Source organism: Rania fehmarnensis, assembly GCF_056494185.1.
Map to the genome: position 1 here is coordinate 8579780 of NZ_CM151398.1, position 24641 is coordinate 8604420.

The 24641-nt window shown below is 53.8% G+C and carries 1 pseudogene (cut by a window edge); it reads right to left on the reverse strand.

Annotation, left to right across the window (positions count from 1 at the left end):
• Window positions 1-24641 (reverse strand): annotated as a pseudogene (locus SH573x_RS29190) (LamG-like jellyroll fold domain-containing protein); its annotated part runs 5365 nt beyond the window's last position; the annotation flags it as partial.

Below are 24641 nucleotides of genomic sequence, written 5' to 3' on the forward strand. Positions count from 1 at the left end.
GTTCCGACCCTGTACCGTAATCGTCACGGTTGCGGTTGAGTTGGCTCCGCGGGCATCGGTGATGGTGTAGGTGAAGAGATCCGTGCCTGATCCGCTGGCATTCAAGTGATCAAACGCGCCGTTAGGATCATAGTCATACGAGCCATCGGCCTGGACTGTTAACTGCGCTCCCGAAGGCAATTGGATCGTTTGGCCCACATGCTCCGCAACTGAGTTCACCGCGGTGACAATACGAACATCACCTGAGTCGACATCCGTGTCACCAGCTAACAAACCCGTGGCCGCATAATGACTTTCGACCTGGGCAACCGTCAGGGCGACGTTATAGAGTGCAAGTTCGTCGATCGAACCAATGAAGTTGTTACCAGTGGTTGCCGTACCATCATGGAAGCGGGTCGTCGAGGCTCCGCCGATGAACGTTTCACCAGCATGAGGAGCAATTCCACTGAAGGCGGTAGCAGCTGTAGCAACCTGCACCCCATTCAAGTACAGCGTGGCCGAACTAGCCCCGAATACGCCGACTACGTGATAGGTGGTGTTACTGGCAATGTTGGCTTTGACGATCGGCCCGAATACGCTGGCATTCCAGGTACCAAAGTAAAGTTGCCCAGCATCGATGTAAACGTTAAGTCCACTAACTGTGTTGCCTTGCTCGTAAATCACTTGTCGCGATTGCACACCGGAGGCATTGAACCATAGTTCGATACTCTTGCTGGTAGCATTACCAGTGTAGGTATTAATGAGCTCTGAATCCGGCACAGAAATTGTCTGCGTGCCATCAAACGCCAAGCCAAAGTCTGGCGCATTGGCGATCAGTCCCCGAGCTGCATAGCCGATCGATCCCTGGATCGTGCCATCCGGTGTGCTCGGTGCCTGGCGATTAGCGGCGACGGTGCCCACAATGTCATTGAGTCGCCAGTAGGCTACCGGCGAGTCGACCAAGACTGCATCGTCATACTTGCCGGGCTCAATGCGAACGACCGTATCTTCGTCGGTAACATTGGAGTTACTGGTAGCCGTTGGGGCATCGTTGACTCCGTTGATCTGAATCGTCAGCGAAGATGCAGTGGATCCAACGCCATCGCTGAGTACATAAGCGAACGATTCAATAAGAGCTTGACCCGCTGCGAGCTGTTGAACTGCGGGACGACTGTTATCTACTTGATACGTATAGGTTCCGTCAGCATTCCAAATCAAAGAGCCATACAGACCAGCGACCGGGCTGGTGTTGGAACCGGCAACCGATGTTACGGTCAAGGTGGTTTCGGCATCGATATCAGAATCATTGGTCAAGAGATTGGCCGTTACCGTCGCGGGCGTAGCATCTTCTGAAATCGCCGCCGAATCCGTAATAGCAATCGGCAAATCATTTTGTCCGTTGACGGTTACGAAGACTGTGGCCGTTCCGAGGGCACCAGCTGTATCTATCACGGCGTAAATGAACGAATCGACCAGCGATTGACCAACTTGTAAGGCATTGAGAGCTGCGGAGCTGTTCGGATCGTAGGTGACCGATCCATCTGCATTGAGCACTACCGCAGCGCCCAAGGTCGATGTGGCATTGACACTAGCGATGCTTAGCAAATCCAGCGGGCTCGGATCGGAGTCATTGCCAAGAATCGCACCGGCTGCAATCGATAGCGGGCTGCTTTCGCCCGTGCTGAATCCCAAGTCGTCGTTGGCCGTTGGAGCTCGATTGGCGATCACAATGCTGATCGGCTGCGTACGCTCAGCCCCGTCGCTATCGGTAACGGTCAGTGTTCCTGTATAGGTACCGTCTTGTTCAAACGTCTTGATGACGGTAGCTAGTCCACCCACGACGTTTCCGGTCGAAGCCGTCGAACCATCACTCCAGGTTATGGCGAATGTGTGAGTATCCGTCTCACCTGCATCGGTCACGGCAGCCACGATGTTTACAGCCGCATTTTCGAAGCCTGTCACGTCATCGGCAGTGATGTCCGCGGCCGTGTTGATGGCAGTTACATAGTGGCGATTGGCTACGCGAACCAGGTCCGTAGTAGCGAACTGCGGACTGGAATACGTATCCGTAATCGTCGCGTTTACCGTATAGAAGCCATCGCCAGTCACGCGAATTTGGAACGTTTGCGGATCGCTGGTAGGCACGACCACGAAGGAGGCAGGTGAGACACTCCACACCACCGCGCGAGTTCCCAGTTCAGAGACCGCCGGCAGATTGCCAAGTGTGAAAGTGAGTATGTCACCTTCGACAGCCATCGTTTGGTTAGCCCAGTCCAGGCCGTTGACCAGCGTGCCACTAACGCTGCCCGTCGTGCTGGTAATCGTCGCACCTGCGCCTTCATCCAGTCTCCAGAACTGAAGTGGAATTGCGTTGGCCAGCTCTCCTGCTTTGACCGCGTTGATTTGAGCGCTACTGAGTGCGCTAGACCAAATACCTACTTCGCGAATCATGCCGTCGAAGAACTCAGAGCCACCGCGCGAGCCGATGAAGTTCGCACCTGGATCGGTGTTGATGGCCGAAGCATTGGTAACTACTCCGATAGAAACTCCATTGACAAAGAACTCCACCTGCGTAGATGGACCATTGGGGCTCATCGTTACAGCCACGTGCGACCAAACTCCGATCGGCAGATTGGCTGGCACCTGGAAGAAGGCAAAGTTGGCATTGTCCTTAAAGAGAACCAGCGCAGTACCGTTAAAGCCCAAACCCCAGTTAGGAGCGCTGATAACCCTTTGCAGCCCACCCAGCGAATCCGGTTTGATCCAAGCTGCAGCGGTGAAATTATCGGTTGGTGGCTGGGTGATGACGCCCAAGTCGATCTGATCGTCAACGCCATCGAAATCGGGGGCCACGATACTATTCTCTGAGAGTATCACCGTCGTCAGAGCAGGTTCGATAGCAAAGTTCACATTGCTGACAGTGTTACTGAAGGGCACGCCAGCAATAATGTCGGTAACCGTCAGGCTGGCGGTGTACAGGCCAGGCCTTGTCGGCACAAACGTCAGGTTTGTGGCCGTGCCACTGGCAACCACAGCTGCACCGAACTGGATGGTCCAAGCGTATTGCCTGGTTGCGGCTTCTGCCCCAATCATTCCACCGGCCGGTGCTAAGGTGCTGGTAGATGAAGTCAGAGTGACAATATCGCCCGCGCGTGGAATCGCGGATGAATTGACCGAGACGGTGGAAAGTACATCGACTTCCGGAAGCACGATCACCGCATCGGACAATGAAGTTGTTCCTCCGTCGGAATCGGTGACGGTGAGGGTAACTGTATATTGGCCTGCAAAGCGCGGTGTAAATGCAAAGTTACGTTCTTCGCTAGAAAGAATGCTTTGGCCGTTGTTGGTGGCGACCGTCCAGAGATACGTGAATGCATCCCGAGTACCGGGATCACTAATGGTTGGGGTAAACGTCAACAAACGATTGACTGCAACCGGCAAGTTACCGAGATTGAGGCTGGAAATAGTCGGCGCGACATTGCTGACAGTTACCGTCGATTGAATCGAATCCGATCCCCCGTCCAAATCGGAGAACGTCGCTTTCAATACATAAGACCCATCATCGACCGCGGTGAAAGTGGTCGCATACATAGGTGGCGTACTGCTGTTCCACAGATTTGGGGCACCCAGGAAACGGACTTCACTCAAACCCACGAACGGACCACCATAATTGGAATCGATCTTCATGCGCACGTAGCGCACGTTGCGCGCCAGCCCTTGCAGGGCAATGCGCTGGGCGGGTTCCGCATCCGTTCCACTAGCTTTGCTCAACGGTGCGTCCGCGATGATCTGGGTTGTGGGTTCGGGATCGGTACCAACAAACAGATCGTATTGCTTGACGCCGCGATTGGTTTCGTCACCTCCAGTGAAGACGGCATTAAATTGCCAGACCAGCATTTCGCTTAGGTCGTAGTTGGCACCCAGATCGAACTCAATGTAGGTGTTGCCATCAACATTGGTACTTGTGTGCCAGAAGGTCTGACTGCCACCACCGAAAGGGAAACCGCTGGTATGCGTGCTATTGTCGATGGGCGTCTGAATCGTTAAACCAGAACCATTGATCGTGTTGGTTGGAGATTGGAAGAAGCTAGGGAACGAACTGGCTGTGGCACTGACGGGTGTGATGATCGAGCGGATTCGAGCGTCATTGGCGAGTAGCGATCGATCACGCACGACGGAACCAACGCCTTCATTGAAGCTCCACCAACCTGCCAGGTTCGGAGCATCAAAAGCGACTGGACCGTCATCCAGGGTAGCAATCTCGGCGGCCGTCAGCGCCCGATTCCACACGCGGAATTCATCGATGTTTCCAACAAAGGAATCGTTACCGGCGAAGTCGCCACCAATGTTTAATGAGCCGGCAAGTGTTGGAACGGCGATGGCTGTCGGCAATCCAGCCGCTAACCCGTTTACATAGAAGTGAATCTGGCCTTGGGTATCAAATACGACCGCTACATGTTGCCATGTATCGTTTGTAATGGCGACTGTCGTATTGAACTGAGCCGCTCCTGTATCGATAAACCATGTTGCTCCGTCGTGATACAAGGCCCAGCCCAGTCCGTCGGATCCGGCTGTGTCAAATACGAAGCGATTTCCTGTTGATGCAGTTGGACGTACCCAAGCTTCAAAGGTCGTGGCCCTGGTTCGCTGAGTCTGGCTGAGCTGGTAGCTGGTCTCGACATAGCCGTTTCCATTGAAGGCTAGCGAACCACGATACGATATATCGGTGGTTTGGCCAACTGCGTCTGCAATAGTAATTTGACCAAGCATATCTGAGCGATCGGGTGTACCCGGATCACTGACTACATACGTATCGACAATCGTTCCCGCCACGCGCACGTCGTACTCGACGGTACTGCCAACAATGCGTGGTGCGTCGACAGAAATCGTTTGCCCTTCGCGAACGCCCAAGCTGGAATTGGCCAGTCCCAGGTTGGGAGTCTTGGTAACTATAGGTGCGATGTTGCGAATCACAACTGGGAATCTATTTCCCAATACGGTCACCGTGGCTACACCTTCATCGGTCGGCGTAAACACGATCGGGCTGGCATTGCCCGCAGCCGTCACGGCGCCGCTGACGTCCCACGGGACGTTGTTTAGTGTCGCAAACGTCGGTCCGTTGACTAACGTACCTGTTCGATTGGAGCCGCTACTATCGATGGCTGTTGTACCAGCAGCATCATTGAATTTGTAGTCGGCCGTGACATCGGTACCGGACAGGGGGACTCCATCGAACACATTGCTCGCAATTTCAGCTTCGGTCAGTGCGCGATTGAAGACGCGCACTCCATCCATCGAGCCAGCGAAGAATTTGTCGCTAAAGGCTCGTCCAATCAAGAGCGTATCGGTACCAGCGAAGGGTACCGAGACATCGATATTATCCAAGACGCCATTGATATAGATCGACCTGGTCTGAGTCGCGAGATTGTATGTCCAGGTGATCTGGTTCCATTCATTCAACGGCACAATGGCGTTGCCTAGCAGGTCGTTGCCAAAGAAACCCATGAAGGCTCTGCCATTCTGCAGGCCCATGTGCAAACCTTGATTGAAACTGGTTGCTTGCGTTCCAAAAACTGGCCGAATGATCGGATCGTTAGCTGTCGGGAAAATCCACGCCGAGGCGGTGAAGCTACCGTTGAATCCTAAAGCCGATGCCGATGAGGTCGTGACATGGTCATCAATACCATCGAAGTTCAGCGCGCCGACTTGGAATGGAATGCTGGTCGCTTGCCCTTCAACCGTAACGACGCTTTGTCCAATGCCCAGAATCTGTGAAGGTACGGTCAGACTCGTGAGTTTAGTTAACGCGGAAAACGTCGCGGATGTACTCACTGAATTGAGATCTACATTGGTTCCCTCCAGCCGTAGCGAACTGAGCTCGGGGAAGGCGGCGAGTTGGCCGATGCTGGTGATTGATGAATTGTTGGAGAGATCCAGCGATTCAAGCAAGGACAGTCCTACCAATTCAGTCGCTTGCACACCGGCCACAATTCGCCTGGGGGCAATGGTCGATAAGTCAGAATTTTTCAAACTATTACCAGCCAGATTGAGTGATTGGACATTAACCAGGAATTCTGCGCCTTGGAGATTCGAGAGACCACGACTGCTGGCGTCGAGTGACGTCAACGAAGCCAAGCGCGAAGCCGTTAACGCGCGATGCAGAATTGGGAATTCATCAAACGTACTTGATGACCAAAGCGTTCCATTGATCAATGTTCCGTTGTTCGCAGGCGTAGTGAGATCGGTGGCGATGTTTCCTGACCCTTCATCCAACCGATAGTAGGCCACCAGGCTGCTCATCGAAGGACTTACAATCAGTCTATAGTTTTGCTCGATTTCCTGAGCAGTCCTGGCCGCGTTCCAAATTCGAACTTCATCGATCGAACCATTAAACGGGAAGAATGTAGCTTCGCCGCCAACACTTAGTGCGCTGGAAGTGTTTCGCGCATATCTTCCAGTTTGCGAGGCAGCCAGTTGCCCGTTGACATACAGGCTCATCGTACCCAGATAAGCGCCATTGGCATCGGGGCCCGAAGTCGCATCAAAGGTAGCCGCAATGTGCGTCCACTGATTGGCGACAACACTCGGACCATTCAAGTATTCGATAGTCGTGGCTGCGCCGGTTCTAAACTGCCAAGTATTAGCGGCGGTGACCGATATCGCATAGCCCCGTGAAGAACCTAGGGACGCCACCGCTGTGCGCCATGCGCCGCTGCCACCTTCGACCTTGGCCCAAAACTCCACAGAGAAGTCGGCTGTCGCCAGGCTGGCTCCAGGATTCAGTGCCGCGTCAAAAGGAACTTCCACATAGTCGTTTACTCCATCGAACTTAAGCGAATTCTTCGCTGGATCCCGACTTAACGTCACGGGATCGCCGAGGTTCTGTGCGATGGTTGCCAGGAGTTGCGGTGAGCCGTATGTGGCCGTGACCGCTACGTCATCTACAAACCAGTCATCGAAGCCAGTCGCTCCCACGGTGCGAAAACGGAATCGCATATTGGATCGCAGCGCGGCGAATGGCAGCTCGACTCGACCGGCAACGAAGCGAATCATGTCGGGACCACTTCCCAGTTGTCGATCTACCTCAGTCCACGTGTTGGGTGTGGTGCTTTCGATCTCAACGATCAAATCATCACCCGGATCCGGCGACTCACCGAAACCTGTTTGCTCGAAACTGTACGTGATCGTGGCCGACGCCGCTTGGGACAAATCGATGAACGTGGACGTTATGCTCGCGGTACCCTGCAAGCGGGCGGCCCTGGTGCCACTGGGAGCGTTAAGAACCAAATCACTGGTAGAGGCACTTCCGGACACCGTCCAGCGACTACTGTCGATCGATAGCGCTTCAAAATTGTCCGCAAACTCGACAACTTCGAAACTGGAAACAATCGGATCTAAAATCGGCGCCGAGTTGTCGTAGGTGGTCTGATCCGAGGGAATGTTGGTGACCACGTTGTCAGAGATCTCTGCATCGCGAATCTCAACAGATTCTCCGATGATCGTATCGGCGCCACTACCGCCGGACAATCTATCAAGATCGTAGCTGCCTTGCACCAGGTCATCACCATCGCCGCCGGCGAGAATGTCACGGTCGGGATACGCGGAAACTTCATGAGTCTGCCCAGCCTGGGGCGGGGCAACATCGATCGTGAATGCCTGAGCCATTAATCGAATGCCAGAGAACACTCCCTGGTTCTGAGTTGGTGCTAGTCCGCCGCCCGACATGGCCAGGCTCAAGTAACGAGCATCGCTGGGAATATCTACATCAAAGCTGACCAATTGAGTTACCAGTGGGCTGGGAATGGCTCCACCAAACGACCAGGTACCCGCAGTATTGCTCAGCTCCATCTCCTGACCATTGACGTAACCCTTCAGAACTTCGGTATCGTTACTGACGATAACTGTACTACGTATTTCCGAGAAGATCGTACCGTCGTTGAGACCTGCTTTATCGATGATCAGCCGCAACGGCTGTCCAGGCACATAACCTGCAGCTGCGCGAATTTCGTCGAGATCAAACGTGAGGACGGAGTTGGCAATCATCCCGATGCCATCTTCGGTCTTGCCGGTCAGCGAAGGCCCGTTGTTGTCGCGAGTCGTTTTAATCGAAACCGAGACGCTAGTACTCAGAACCGCATCGTTGGTTGGCGGTTCGGAAGAAAATGCAGTCCAGCCCAGATTGAAGAAGTTGAATGGAATAAGACTGGCTGAATCTAAGCTGAACGTCGATGCTCCACCCAATTGAACTTTGTCAATTCCTAAATCAGTCGACTCGGCTGTCGCTCTAATCGCATCACTTACCATCGCACTTTCTACACGCACTCCCGCCGGATCGTCGAATAGGTTTCCGAGGGCAATCGAAGACGTATACGGAATGTTAGATGCCAGGGTGGGTGCGAAGACTCGCAAGTAATAAGTACCAGCAGCCAGCGTTCGTAGCGATAAGGCTGCCTGATTTTCCTCCAGCACATCACCGGCTGCATTGAGCAGGTCCATGCGCACCGGCCCATTGGTACGCACAAAGTTATCCGCGTTGCCATCGCCCAGTGTCGTAAATTGGAACCAGCGTTCAGTTGTACCTGGAGCAAATGTAAAGGGACGCCCGCCAACATCGAATCGCACAGGTTGCCCTGTACCAGTATCTTTCACAAAGGAGCCACTGCCGGAGACGGACCAATTTTCCAGTACATCGAAGGTAGCGGGCAAGCTGCGACTGGTGCGCTGTCCATACACAACACTCGTACGACCCGCGTTGCTAAGCGAAGTCGCGCCATAGGCTGCGCTGACAACCAAGTCTGAAAGACCATCGGCATTTAGATCAAGGTATGGAGTGTTCGGTAGACTTGGTTTAGGACTAAACCTGACCGTTCGGGTTGGTAGCGAGGCTGGCGCCTGAACATTGTTACCCAGATTCCCACTCGGATTGTTGGAAACACTCTGTTTGGAATCGATCAGGTCCAGCCCACCTGGCTCACTCAACCGGAACCAAGCGTGAAGTCCGGCTTCTGTACCATTCATGCCGCCGGTGCGAATGCCGCGAACTTCATTGGCTGACAGACTTCTGTTCCAGAAACTCACTTCGGCCATATCGCCTTCAAAGTAGTTGGCTGGAGCTACCGTGTAGTTGGCGTTAGTAATGTCGTTGCCTAATACCAGGTAACCTGCGCTTAAACTCAACGGTGCGCTACCAGCATCCACGGTGATTGCACCCACCGATGCGCCGTCGAGGTATACATTCGTTAGTCCGGTATTGAAATTACGAGTCACTACCAGGTGGTGATATTCACCGTCGTTAAGACGTGGAGTTGAGAACGTGGTGATTGTGTCGTTGAAAATGACTTGGAGGTTTGTCGGCGAATTCTGGGCAATGTTGAATCGATCGACCTGGAACGAGCCGTCTGAGAACTGAGCGCCGTTTATAAGGTGCTGGTAGCCATCTCGCGTAGTTCGGAACCACAACGACGTACTGAAATCCGCGAGCCCATTGACTGCCGATGTCGGCAGCAGCGCCATATCTTGACCAGCGCCGTCAAAGCTCAGCCCTGGTATGCTTTGATCCATTCCGGATGAAGAGACGATGGCCGACGGATTTGACAGAGTAAGTGTCGAGCCGCCAGGCAGTGTTGAAACATCGGAGTAGACGTATGTTTGCGGCGCAACCAGCCGAGGATCGCTCGATAGAGGTCGCCCCGAAACAGCTATATCTCCACTTCGATTGCCATCGAAGTCACCTCCCGTTACAGACAGGTCCGCACCCGGCACTGTCAAGCTGGCGGTCAGCGTCGCGGCGATGTTACTCGACCCGCGATAAATCTTCAGATTGTCCTTACCACCCAAAGCGAAGTCATCGTAGCCGTCGTTGTTCAAATCACCAACGGCATAACCACGCAGTTCAGGCCCTGCCGAATTGAGGCGGATGAGATAGGGTTTAGGGTTGTCTGGAAGTGCAGTCATAAACGGTACGCTGCTGGATAGATCAGGCCGAGGGGATATCGTGTTGAGGAACGTGTCTACCTCAAACACCTCCACCGTGATGCCAGCGTTCGCAAAGAGAATATCGTCACGTCCATCTCCATTTACGTCACCGGCCACTAATGCCTGAACATTGTGTGACAAGTTTTGGTCAGGTGAGCCACCGAGTTCGCCTGGCAACAAGACGCGGTTGTAGACTCTGAATTCGTTGTAGGTTGCATCCGCGACTGAGTCGGATGCGAACTTGGATCTACCGAGCCAATTGCCTCCCTGAGAGAGTTGAGCGAGCGTGTTCGGGGTATTGAATGACCCGATCTCAAAATTGTCGCGAAACATCCGCACTCGCGTCTGGCCACCAGGCCCATCACCCTCGTCAATGGTGAACGCAAAATAATGCTCGGTGCCATTGACGATTCCAAAATTTGAGCTGAAGTTTGTAGTTCCGGCTTGATCTGTCCATTCCATCGCGCCGGAGTTTGGATCTGTAAATTGATTCCAGGTTGCCATGAAGTATTCAGTGTTGTTTGGACCAAAGTCGAACAACCTGGCCCAGCTCAATGCAGATTGGCGAGTTCCCCAAATTTCAAAGCTGGCATCGGTCAACCCTTCGAGCAAGTTATCAGGCAGGGCGATATAGTCGGATGTGGCATCGCTACCTCCAAACAGTCGCACGCCGGTACCTGTTCGCGAAAATCCGCCGCCGCCGGATGTAAGACCCGAACCAGAGCGATCGACGATCAATCCGTGCAGTCCGCTGACTGAATCAATCAAAGTCGTGCCGGAAGTTTCATTAAAGCTATAGCGGTGAACGAGGGAGTCACCCTTCGTCACGGACGATCCGTTCATCTGGATGCGAGCATGCTGCTGAACGTCGGTCAACTGGGAACCAGTAAACGCGTTAATTGTCTTGCCTGAAAAGATGTAACCTACATTCTGTTTCGGCGGCAAAATACCAAAAACTGCAGTCGAGCTTGAAGTCACCAGCACGTCGTCCAGCGTGTCACCGGTAGTTTCAAAGATCTGCACCGACAACTGGCCGAAGTCCGACAGCAGGCTACCAGGCAACTTGATTGTCCGCGCGTTGTTCCCTGCTCCTGCACGAACCAGGAAGCTGCTCTCGAAGGCGGCGTCCCAATCGCGCGGCCACGCAGTTTTCGAGCCATAGACAATGTTGACAAAAACATCTGATCCAGCGTCTTTGACAAATGCCAGGTCTGCTATGCCGTCGCCATTGATATCCCCAAAGCGATCGGCTGGCAGTCCCAAAGCACTTTGGTCGATAATGATGTTGGCGTGGTCTCTTGCAAATTCAAGATCCGTGGTGACCAGGGGCCCGAAAATCAAGTAGCTAGACGCATTACCCGAAACCATATAGTCGGTTTGCAAGTCGCCATTGAAGTCGCCGATCGGTGTGAGCTTGGACAACTGCTCATTGGCCGTGTTCCCCTGTAAACCAAAACTCTGGTTGTCTGTTTTGATTCCCAATGGGAACGACTGATACAAGCTGGCAATTTGCGCCGCGCTGAGTGTTTGATTGAAGAGCGCTACCTCATCAATTCGCTGCGCAAATCGTTCACCGCTTCCAAATCCGCCAATGTAGCGCACGCTGCCGGTAGGCTGTGCGTTGCTGGTACCAACCAGTTGGCCATCGATATAGAACTGGACCTGTCCGTTGCTGCCGACCGCTGCCAAATGTTGCCAACGATCCGCCGAGCCGGATGGAGCCAGGTCGGCGCCGCTATCGGCAAAGCTACCTACATAACTACCCAAGTCATTGCCACCCGCTGCGACCAGCAACAGCGCGTCACCCGATTCCGTCACGAATAACGAGTTCCAATCGCTGGAGTCGACCATGCCCAGTATCCATGCGCTAGCTGTCCATTGACTGCCCAGGTCGACGCCGGGAGAACCCAGGTCGATCGATGAACTCGCGGTTCCAAAAGAGGCCGATCCACCTTGATTTCCGCTTGGCCCCTGCGTAATGTCGGTGAGAGTCGCGTTGTGGCCCGATCCCGAAGAATCGAAGCCTAGATTGGCGACATCATTGAAGGCCAGGTAAACGATCGGCTGGGGTAAGATATCCGCGCCGTTGGTGATGTCGTTCAGCGTGACTCCATTTCTGGCGGGAACAAAAACTTCGAGATAAGGCGCCGCGAGATTGTAACTGTACACTTCGGTGGGCGAGGGTAGGGGGAAGCCTGGTGGTAGGACAAACAAATCAGGCGAGCTCTTGACCGCAATCGAGGCTGGCGGCAAATTACCCAACAGTCGATCATTGCCGCCACTGCCTTCGATTCTGTCATCGCCCAGATTGCCAACGATGTCATCGTTGCCAGGTCCACCATTGATCACATCGGCCAGCACTCCACCAAACAAGCGGTCGTCGCCAAAGCCACCGTTAATCGTTAATGCCGACTCGGTAGCTCCTTGCTCGTAGTCGCCCAGTTCGATGCCCCACGAATCAAAGTTGCTCGATGTGAAAGTGCCCGATTGTGGCAAGAACTGGAATCCTGGATCGGCATGGAACACATCGTTACCGGAGCGCAGTTCAATCTGCGTCTGTTCCACATCGCGAGTTTGATAGTACAAGAATTCTTGCTGGTAGACTTGGGTATCACCAGGTCCAGCTTGTGTGCGGAACGCCTGGGTACCGATATCCCAGACCAACGCCGAGAATTCATAGCGATGCAAGAGCGTGTTGTATTGCAGGGCAGCAAAGTCAGGTACATCGAAACCACGTCGATCTTTGTCACCACCCAAGAACAGCACGCGGTCTGTGCCGTCTCCACCCAGGAATTGATCGCTGAAAGTTGGCAAATAAGTTTGGGATGCCGGATCAAACTCGGTGTTGGGTTGATTGCCCAAGAGCGGCAGAGCGTCAGGAATGATCTGGAAAGTATCATTGCCATCGCCACCGATTAACAAGTCGCTGGCCTGGCGGTCATCGCCTCCAATCAACACGTCATTTCCCAGGCCACCAATGATCCAATCTTCACCGGCACCACCGCGCAGAATATCGTCGCCCGCTCCACCAATGATAATATCGCGACGCTCCGCTGCATCGCTGCGAATACCTAGCGCGGTCTTGGGCATGTTAGCCAAACTGGTACCATCCGCTGTGCCCGTCAGATTGAAACGCAGGCTATAGGGTGTAGGCACGACGTTCGGCGTAGTGACTCGCAGTAGATAAGGAACATTGGCCAACAGTCCGTCCAGCGAGATCGAGCTGGCACTGCCATTGGCTGTACCGCTGCTTAGCCGCGTCGTCCATGTTCCACCACTTGTATAGACACCATTGCCAGCTCGACCTATTGTCAGCGCGGCATTGGTATAGAGCTCGAAACTCGTCGCCGAGATCACCTTGGCAAAGTAAGTTCCATTGGCATTGGTGTTACCCAACACACCCGAGATCAAAATCAATTGCCCGTTGACCAGGCCCGCGGTGCTGGCTGTCGTAATCACGATCGGGTTATCATTCGATACGCCGGTGATGTCGGCAGCTAGCGGAGCACCTGAGAAGAACTCCAGTCCCAAACCATCGATCGGCGAACCGCTGGCCAACTGCAAAACGCTGGAGGCCGTAGGTGCCGTGGCCAAGGTGAAACGGTACCAGTCGACGTCGGCCGGATTATCGATCGTCAAGCCGTTGAACTCGAGACCATCGGTCGAGGCGGCGGTGCCATTAAAACTCTGCAGTTCTCCAGCGACGGCTTGAGTGAGCGTAAAGGCTTGTGTGGGTATATCGTTTCTGCCGCGCAGTCCTCCGCCCAAGGAATTTTCGGTTTTGTCGACCAGGATTGCGTTGCCAGCCAGGATCTCGACCTGGTCATCGCCTGCGCCTGCATCTACCCATACCGACTTCTGAACCGTCGGTCCAACTGTGATTTGATCGTTACCACCCAAGGCATCGATCAGGATAACTTGGAAATCACCTTCGGGCGGAATGATACTGGCCAGCAGTTGTTCATTGGTGGCATCCGAAGTCGCGGTAGCTATCTTGCCCAGCTCGGTTGTGCGTGCAGCCTCATCGGAGTTAGCCAGAAGCTCATCGATGCGGAATTTCAAACGATCTGCATCCCATACCGGGTTGCCGTCAGCATCGGTCGCATCGAAGTCCAAGCGAATCTGCGCAGCAAAGCTGAAGTTACCATTGTTATTGGTCAGCCGAGTGAGCAAATGATGATCGGTCAACAACCCCGGCTCGGTAACGAAGTTCAAGTCGATCTTGTCGTCTGCATTGGTTGCCCCCACATACCAAACTTGATCAGACTCGCGAGCATAACTCTTCCAAGCGTCGTCGGCCAAGCCGCCATCCAGTGACTCGAACGTGGTTCCACTAGCGCGATACAGCGTATCTATCCCACCGTTGCCATACATGAAGTCGACGCCAGTGCCACCGAACAGATGATCGTTCCGTTCGCCACCGAGCATTCGATTCAAGCCCGTGTTCTCTAGCGTGTAGGGCAAACGCTTGGGACCAGAGCTCAGATTGTCATCCACGTCCAACGAGCCATCGTCATTCAGATCACCATCGTTGTTCAGCAGCGCACCGGTTGGATCGACGAAGACGCCGAATTGCGAATCTCCAGCCGGCTGCGGATCAAAACTCCAAGCATAAAGCTGGTTTGTGCCCAGGCCGCCAATCAAGTCATCGTTACCGGTGCCTGCAAACAAGCGATCGTTATCATTGGCTGAACCGTTGCCGATATCGCCCCACAAGCGATCATCACCCGCAAACCCAAAGAGACTGTCGCTTCCCAGTCCGCCATCCAGCTGATCGCGTCCGGACGAACCGAGCAACCTATCATTGCCGCTGTTGCCATCAAAGACACCCACATAATCGCGAGAACGTGCGGCTAGCGAGGTTGTATCCAGTACACCCAATCCTGCAGGGATACTAGCCGGAGTAATCAAACCTGCTTCAACGGCCGCCGCTGAATAGAAACCAAGCGTATCGTGACCAGCCAGGCCCGCGATGCGGAACTGCTCGATTAGCAAGTGGCCTGCAGACGAGCGTATGGTCACTGGCACACTTACGCCATTGAACGCGACAATCGCTTGATTGAGGTTGGCTGTGTTGCTGCCGATCAGAATCGTATCATCACCCGACGTACCCAGTACCATCGCAATATCAGTAGCGTTGTCATCGGGAGTGTCGCCGGCCAGGGTGTTACCGAAATGTCCATCGATCGTATCGAGTCTAGCCGGTTCATCTGTTCGAATGGTAAAGAGATCGATCCCCGAACCACCGTACTGCGCATCGGCACCTCTTTGACCGTCGATCAAATCGCTTCCACTACCACCCCACAACGTATCATCGCCATCGCCACCGTAGAGCTGATCTTCGCCGGTGCCACCTGCGAGCATATCGCTTGCGCCCGTGGTCGTCACGTTCTGTAGGAAGCCTGGGCCAATGACACCATCCCCATAGAGAACATCATTGCCATCGTCGCCAACGAGTACCTCGCGCCGCACATTTCCCTGCAACGTATCTCCACCACCGCCACCAAATAGTTGATCGCCGGCCAGGAGAGTTTGACCAATGTCAGCAAGTGCATATGCAAACAACGTATCTCGGCCTTCGCCACCAAAGATGCGCTGACCAGCTTGCCTACCTGAGGCATCACCAGCGCCACCAAATATTCGATCTTCCCCGTCATCACCGTAGAGATTGTCAATGCCGATGCCACCATTGATCACATCGTTGCCCGCGCCACCGCGCACAACGTCATCACCATCTCCACCATCGACATCCACATCATTGCCCGAACCGGCGTCGATGTAATCGATTCCCGTGCCGCCCTGCAACACGTCGACATCGGCACCTCCAAACATCACGTCATTGCCATCTTGGCCTAGCAACGTGTCGCGACCATCACCCGACTCGCCGTTGACGGTTAGTCCACCCACAATTGTGGGCGTGATCAGTACGAGGGGCACATATCCACCGGTGGTGATTCCGGGTAGCCCGAAGCTAGTCTCGCTGCTGGAATACAGACTTTCTACGATTGAATATTGTGGCGGCAGCGTAAAGTCGTTGGTTCCCAAGCGGTAGTTACTGCGCGTACCAATCGGGTTGCCACCGAACAAGACATCGTCATCCATTCCACCATCGAGCTGGTCGTCACCGAAGTAGCCAACCATAAAGTCGTTGCCACCCTGGCCATTGAGGCGATCCATCCCTTGGCCACCCCACACATCATCGTTACCATCACCAGCGTTGACCAGGTTGTCACCATCACCGGTGTAGATACTGTCGGCTCCGGACAGGCTGGTGATTTGGTCGTTACCGTCAAAGGTCGAGCTGATCAAGCTGATTGAAACCGGTGCTCCATTCACAAATCCAATCGAGCCATCGTCTCCTAAAAGAACGTTGTTGCCTGATCCCGCATGGATCGTGTCGGCGTTACCACCACCGATGACAATATCATTGCCTGCTTGAGTCGTGATCGAGTCGACGCCACTCAGAACGCCCGTTTGGCTCGATACACGTACGGGGACGCCACTGGCAAAGGTCATCGCGCCACGATCGCCAATGATGATGTTGCTACCACCTGCATCGGTGATCGAATCGTTACCTTGACCAGCGATAATACGATCGTTACCAACGCCCGTAGCGATGGTATCGTTTCCTTCGAAGGCAGCGCTGAGCGATTCGAACGATGTCACCACTCCGCCGCTGGCTGCCAGCAGTGCTGCATCTCCAGCGATAAAGTTATGGCCCTGACCCGCTACAATGGAATCGTTACCCAGTCCCGCCAAAATCCAGTTGTGGCCGTTGCCGGCCGTAATAGTATCGTGATCGCCACGCTCCGCATTGGAGCGAATTGAGCTGATGTCATTACCGCTGAACGTGATAACGGCCTGGTCGCCAATCAGGATGTCATTGCCATCCATGCCGTTGATCAGATCCGCACCCGCATTGCCGATGATGCGATTGTCGAATTGAGAGCCGGTTAACCTGTCGGCGGCTGAGCCACCAACGATATCTTCGATGTTGGCGATCGTACCTGTTGCATTGACATCGCTCCGGTTCACACCAGTGGCCAAATTGACTTCAACGGCTGTGCTCCACCTGGAGTAATCGATGGTGTCGCGACCTCCGCCCCCGTTACTAGCTCCACTAATCGATGAACCAAAGGTCATTGTAAAGGTGTCGTCTGCAGTGCCCGCAATCACGTTCTCTATGCGGTTGAAGTTGGTTAACCGACTGGAACCAAGCTCCACGGTGCCCTGGTTGCGACCTGCCACTCGAATATCGAGTTGCGCAGTTTGGGCAGACAGATCCAGAGTATCGTTATCCGCGCGATCGGCGGTAACATTGCCCAGCAGATTGCCCGTCAAGCGTCCAGTGCTGGCTACGCTAAAGCGATCATTTCCATCGCCACCGGTAATGTTTTCAAAACCCTCGAACGTAAAGGGCGTTACCGCTCCAGCATCTACGATTCCACCGATGTTCAAACCAGATATCGTCCAATCAGCATTCACATTGCGGCCGACCAGCGTATCGTTGGTACTTGTGCCTGCTCGTACGGCCTCAATGTTTTCAAAACGCCCAATATTGTTGGCGGTCTTCAATTGACGATTGATGGTGATCGCAGCTGTTCCGAAGGCGGCATAGTCGAGCGTATCGACGCCCCCAAATCCATCTACAATTCCGGCAACTCGATCGGTTGAATCGAAAACGAATTGATCTTCTTGCGGACCACCGATCCAGTTCTCAAAGCCTTTGAACTGAAAACCACTGTTGATGCTCGCACTGTTCACTCCGGTCGCTGTCCAGGTGTTCGAACTGCCCGTGCCTATAACTGCGCTAGCCGTGAATGAATCGCTGGTCGACGAACCACCCAGTACCGTCTCGATGCCTTCGACTTGCAATACATTGCCTGATGTATCTCTACTGCCGTTGACGATGTTCGCGCCGCTGGTGATCCGCAGTGCACTGTTATAGGTTGACAGCAGTGGACGAGTTACCGAACTAAAGTCGAAGAGATCGCCCGCATCGGGGCCAGTTTTGACTTCCGTTACCGAATCTACTCCCCAATTATCTGCAAAGACATAGCGATCGTTACCCGCTCCGCCAATGAGCGTGTCATTACCATCGCCACCTACCAGCACATCATTGCCGCTACCCCCGACCAGTCGATCGTTGCCTGCGCCACCATACAGTTTCACCGGTACCGTAACACTCGAATCGACGACAAAACTATCATCACCTGATCCACCCGAGAGGAAGATCTGCGTGACGCCTTTGTAAATGCGTTTGGTAACATCGGGTTGGTTATCTCGATTGAGATAGTGGAAGGTCACTTCTTGAGCCGGTTGCCCAGCGTCCACTATTTGTTTGATTTCAAACGACTCGTTGATATCTGTACCATAGAAATCGCTGCGTTTGCTCGCGTTATCACCCGCATACAAGGTCAACGTTCCGTCGCTGCTCACTTCACCTAGCCCTGGCGCTGGACACGAGTGATTGAATGAGAAGAGTTCAATTTCGGCAATCGTAAAGCTATCTCCACCGAACAGGACCACATCGTAGTATGCCCTAATAAAGGCCGAGAGAGATCCATGCGCATCGAAGACACACATGCCGGGAATATCGTTGCCAGTCGATGGCGATGGTTTGAGCGAGAACAGATCGGCCAACTCGTCCAAGTAGATTTTGCCATCCTTGTCGAGATCGTTCCAGTTAAAGCCCAGATCGGCCCGCACGCCGCCTTCGATACCCGCTGAGGCAACCGCGATATCGATGGCCGCACCTACCGACGCTTCCAGACTTACACCGAACTCATCGATATCGGCACCGGTGGTCACGTTGGCCAAGTCACCGAAGTAGAAGCCATCGACGAAGTTTCCAGTCTTGGCTATGCCACGCGTATCAAAGCCGATCGAGAACTGGGCAAAGGCGCTCAGCTTGGCGCCGAAAGTCGCGTACAACGGCACCGGTGGAAATGGAATCGGTCCAAACTTCATGCGGAAAGGAACGTTCAAATCCAGCTTAGGAATTTGCCACTGGATGATGTCTGCCTTCTCACCCGTGAAGAGTTTGAAGATGTTCGACGGACTCGAGATCAGCGGGATCTTGAGTCCGAAACCACCTTTGCCGTTGGCATTGGGACTGCCCGTTAGTCGACCGAGGAGCGACTTGGTGCCGGCTGCGCCAGGTGTATTGGCCTGTCCAACTTTGTTCGCAACACCATTGGCAATTGGTGCGCCACTGGAGTCCAGTAGATCAGACTGCAGCGCATTAGTCTTAACCTGAACCGGAGTGTTCTTGTTGGAAAGGTCAGTCGTACCGCCTTCGGTCGTAGTGTAGGTGGCCGTGATCGTACCAGTTGGCGTCGTGGTAAACACGATCTTGGTCTTCTTGACGTTTCCATCCAGAAAGCGCACAACTGTATACAGTGATTTGGCAACTTCGAGGCCATTGCTGAAGACTCGAACTTGGGTGCCTGCTCTGGGATTGGTGGGCAGGATGCGTTCCAGTCCGGCACCGGTAGTACTGACGTTCGTCTGGGCCAGTGGTTTGCCTGTTACCCAGAAGGTGCCAAAGTTAATAACGATGGCATCGCCATTGCGAACCACTTCTTCGAAGGAATCGATGAACTTGAAAATCTCTTGCATCAGCCCAATGACTTGTTGTGCCTTGCGGGCCGCAGCCATGGTTGCTTCGGAACGCGAAGCGCCCAGCATGCCGAGCGTGACGAAGGTAATCTCTGGACCTTTCAGCAGTTGCGAAAGGTCGTTCAAACCAGGGACCGGTGATGCCAAGAAATCGACCAATGGTCGAATCGGACCGAGATAAGTCTGCAGGGATTCAAAGACTGGCTTGATAACCGTAGTCAGAAAGCTGCCCATGTCCAGCTTAACATCGCGAATAGCCACATCGGGCAAGCCACCACCGATCACACCATCGCGCGTCGTAAACCCAATGGCCCAATCGAGTGTCAGGTCCGCCGTAATGTTCGGTAGACTCGAAGAACCGACGTCCGCTTTCAATCGGAGATCGGCGAAGGCTTCGGTCGCGATACCTGCGTTGAATAGCGACTTGGCTGGAGTCTGTTTGATTTCGGCATAGCTCAAGCGATTCTTTGAATCACTATCAGGATTGAGAATATCGATAAAGATATTGCCCGCGATGCCGGTGCCTTTGGACAATCGCTTGTTGCCATCCAGATCCGCTTCCGTAAGGATGTCGTTCGTATCTCCATCGCGGTTATAGTCGAAGCGATCCACGGCCTCGTTCAGCCGCGGACCACGCGTGAGTCCGGTGGCCGGGTCGATACCAATGCCGCCATTGTTGAGAATTCCATCGCGGTTATAGTCTTCGACCAGGTTACTTTCCGCTGACATGTTCAGCACGAACAGTTTGCCGCTGAGGGTCGTGCCCGGCTTGAGTATCACGTCCATCGACAAACCGATCTCCGGCGCACCGACATTGGGCAAGCCGTTGGTATAAACCGCGTTGGGTTTGACTTGGAAATAGAATCCATTCTGCAGGCTTATGCCAAAACCAAAACTAAAGTCATACGCAAAGCTCAGTTCGACGCCGCCTTTGGTCTCCAGATCAAACGCCAAGGCATCGACACCGAGATCAAAATCCACATCGATCTTGTCGCGACCAGCGATATTGAGGTTGATCCCAAACTCAGCATCTGCGATCGGCGTAGTTAAGGATGGAATGGTAATATCGATATCGCGGAAGTCGGCAACTTCTAAATTGTCTGCGACGCTGGGATCATTGTGATGCAGCGGATTGAGCTTGAGGATCTTCAGACCATTGGGGCCCAGCGAGTTGAAGATCGATTGTTGAACTTGGGCGCGAACCGATTCGAGTGGTCCACCTTGCGTGCTGACCAGTGAATCCAGTTGATTGATCATTGTCCGCAGCTTGCCGACAAAGCTGTTATCGAGATTGACATTGTCTCCGACCAACGGCACCTGATTCAGCAAGTCATCTTTCAGTCCAGCTTCGATCAAAGACAAGACAGCTTTCATGCCGCTGATGATTTGGGCCAGGCTGATCTTGCTTGGATCGGTCAGATTGGCAATCGTGCTCTTGATGCCATCGAAGTTCAAATCGAAACTGGTGGGCTTGTCCAGACCGGCTCCTACCGTGATGGCGTTATCCACGGTAAGTCCCAGAAAGTTTCCATCCAGCGACGACGATGCGAAACCACTCAAGTTGAAATCAAACTTGTTGGCAACAGGAATCGTCGAAGAGAACACTTGCGAGAATGGAATTCCACCAATCGAATTTCCATCGCTGGGAACAAGGGCAGGATCGATCGATACGGTAACTTTGGCGGGATTGGCTGCTGGAGTATGCGATTCCAGTGAATACCGGATCTCGGTTAACGAGGCTGCCGCATTCTTGAAGATAACATTGGGTGGACTGGAAGTATCCAGTGCATAGTCGACATCTTGCGTGATCGCGCTGCCGCGCTTGAGGTTGGCACTCCATGCATCTGTCGCCGAGGCGATGTAAGCGGCATTGCCGGGACGCCCGATGGTCATGGCTGAGTCGGTGAATAGTTGGTAGGTCGTCGGCGTAAGAACCTTGGCAAAGTATTTGCCGTTAGCGTTGGTATTGCCCAAGACACCTTTGATCGTCACGGATTGACCATTTCGCAGACCATGCGTAGCGGCGGTGGTGATCACGATCGGATTGGCATTGGTCGCGCCAGTGATTTCGCCTTCACGGGTCACCACCATCAGATTATCCGTTGGCGCGCCTGCCAGCGCGATCCCGGCGCCGCCGGCAACTACCGCAGCGGCATCCAAGAACTGTGCTTCTTTGAGTTGCAGTTTTCCTTCAAGCCCACCACCGATACCACCGATGCCGGCCTGAGCCGAAATCACCGAGTCGATCGAGGTGGTTAAAGCAACTTTGGTTGTGTTCAGCAGATAAGGCGTAAAGGTCCCAAAGCGGAATCCAAAATCCAGGTCGAGGTGGCCACCGACAGTAAACTCGATGTTGCCACCAGTAGTCACATCCACTGGGCCTAGATCGGGCAAGTTGAAATCGAAACCCACGGACTTGGTCACGGATTTGTCGATATCAATCTTGACGATGGCCGTGGCTTGAAATCCGGGAGCGACCGAATCTGCATCTACGAAATCAATGCTCAAAGTGAAGGCGTTATCCGGCAGGTCGAGCTCCTTCTTGATCGCATCGCCGAGGATCTTGCCCAGGCTGCTACGCGAAGCCACGCTGTCTTGTATCTCTGTTACTTTGGCCAGCAGATCATTGCGCCCCGCAGTCGTCGTCGGAATAGCCGCCAACGTGTTGCGCAAGCGTGTCAGGGCCGCTACCAGTTGACCTGTGGACACAAACGTCAATTGTTGTACTTCGGAAGTGGCGCCGGTAACACCTGCAGTTAAAGTGCGAGACTGAACAGTCAGACCTGATCCACTGGATCCTTTGAGATCGCTAACATCGCCGCGGGCAGCCTCGAAGGTCACTGTGTAGGGACCGCCTGTGGCACCTGTCACACTTTGAATAACTCCAGGTCCCCAAATACGAGTCAACTCGTCGAAGACCTCGGCCGCTGAAGAATCCAGCGCAATATCAGCTGGAGTAACATCGTTGACAACAGAGATCCCGGCGACGCTCAACTGATAAGTATGATCGGGATTGGACGCGGCCTTAACTCCCGCCACCTGTTCCATCACTGCATCACTTTGAGCTGGAGTACCGCCGAAGTTGTTCAGCAAGGTCTCCAGCTCCAGTATCTTGGCGGCAAGCAATTCAAGATCCGGACCAGACAGCAACTCTTCGGCCGCTTTCGCCAGGCCACCCACCACGTTCAAGATGTCGTTAGGCGTTTGGTTGACCACCGGTATGGGCGTATTTAGCCCGTCGATATCGCTGTTCTGCAACAGTTCGACCACGCGCTGCACGACTCCCACTAAATCAGCCACTGAAAAGTTCTTGAAGTTTTCCAGAGCAGCTTGCAAATTGGAGACGCCAAAGGTCAACGTGGGCTTAGTAAAGCCGCTGCCCGAGAGCGTCATGCCGATCGTTATCGGCGTGGCCCCACCTGGTTTGAACTCCGGTGGCAAGAAGACCAACGCATTGCCATCGACAGGCAGGTTGGCACTTCCGCTGTAGGTGAAGCTGGGCTGAATGATCGATTTGAAGCCCGCCAGCGAAAAGTCACTTAGTCGCAGCTTGCCATCGGTCGCTTCATTAACGGTAGACGTATCGGGGTCATCGACATCAGCCAAATTGATCGATGCATTTGCGTTGAAGCTGAGTACACCATCGACGATACCCAGATCAAGGATGCCCAGCGATGCAACCAGGTCGACATCGCTGGAGTCGATCGTGATATTCGCAAAAGCTCGACTACCGGAAACTAAAACATAAAATTGATCAGTAGTGAATTGTCGCAGCAGCGGTACACCGATCAGCACGGTTCCATCGTTAGTTTCATCAACCTCTGGCGTATTCGGATCGTCGTCAATCGGCGAGATCTCTTGCACAATGCCCAGTAGCGAGCCGATGGGCGATATACCGGTGTTGTCGCCAATGGCCGTCACTTGAAACTTGTTGGTGCCAACCTGGGTGGTTTTATCTTTGAATTGCAGTTGGTCTGCGACGAACGTCACTTCCAGAACGCCTGCGCCGCCAGCAGCGGCTTCAATCTTCGACTTGATGTCCCCAAGCGTTTCAGAGAAGTCGAGATCCACTTCAAAGGTGTTGCCATTGCGCAACTGAATTGCCAGGTCGGGTACGTTGCTCGTTTGGTTCACTGCAAAGCCCAGGAACCCAGATGTTCCCGCTGCGATCGTCAGCCCGTTGACCTTGTTGGCATTGGAGACGATATACAGCTTGCCCTCGGGCGTCGTTTGAACTTCGATAGGCGAATTGCCTTCGACGACCTGGAGATTGGGAAGATTCAGTTGTAGGAAGCGTGCCTTAAGCGCTTCAGTTAAATCGGCAGCCAGGTCATCCAGAGACGCGTTGTCGGAAACCGTGTCCGCTGGCAGTGTAATATTCACTGCGGTTGAAACACTTCCGTACTGATTGACTAGCAGATTCAGGGAGAGGTCGCTCACCGGAGTGTTCTGGCCACTCGAATTGACCACGTTCCCAATTAGACCCGATTTGACTTGAACACCGCGACCTTTATCGAGCGAGCTGAGAAGTGTCGCGGCTGTCACTGTGCCTGAGCCAATCGGATCCAAGTCAATACCCACCGTCAACTCGACACCAGCCTTAGCCGTGAAGGAGGCCGCGGCGCCACCAGCCACACTCAGTTGCGCGAACCCGACATCCACTCCCTCATCGAAGTTCAGTTCAATGGACTTGCTGAACTCGGTACCCAGATTGATGTTGAACTGAATAGAACGTGGCGCGGCGATATAGTTGAGCGAAGCGGTCGCGAGACTCTGACCCGCGAATTGCGCCTGCAGCATGCCGTTGATGATGTGAACCAAGTCCTGAATCGTACCCGCCCGGAAGGCAGGACTGGCCAGCATGCCATCCCGGAAGCCAGGCACATTACCCGACTCAACTGTGTTGGTACCCAGTCCCAGTTCCGTGCGGGCAGTGTTTTGGTCTTTGGTTTGACCTGCCACAAAGCCCAGCACTGCACCGCCGTTGATTGTTAGCAATTTAGTAGCGCTATCAACCGCAATAAGACGAAGTTGGTTGCCGACCAGTTGAGCCCGCAGTTTCTGAT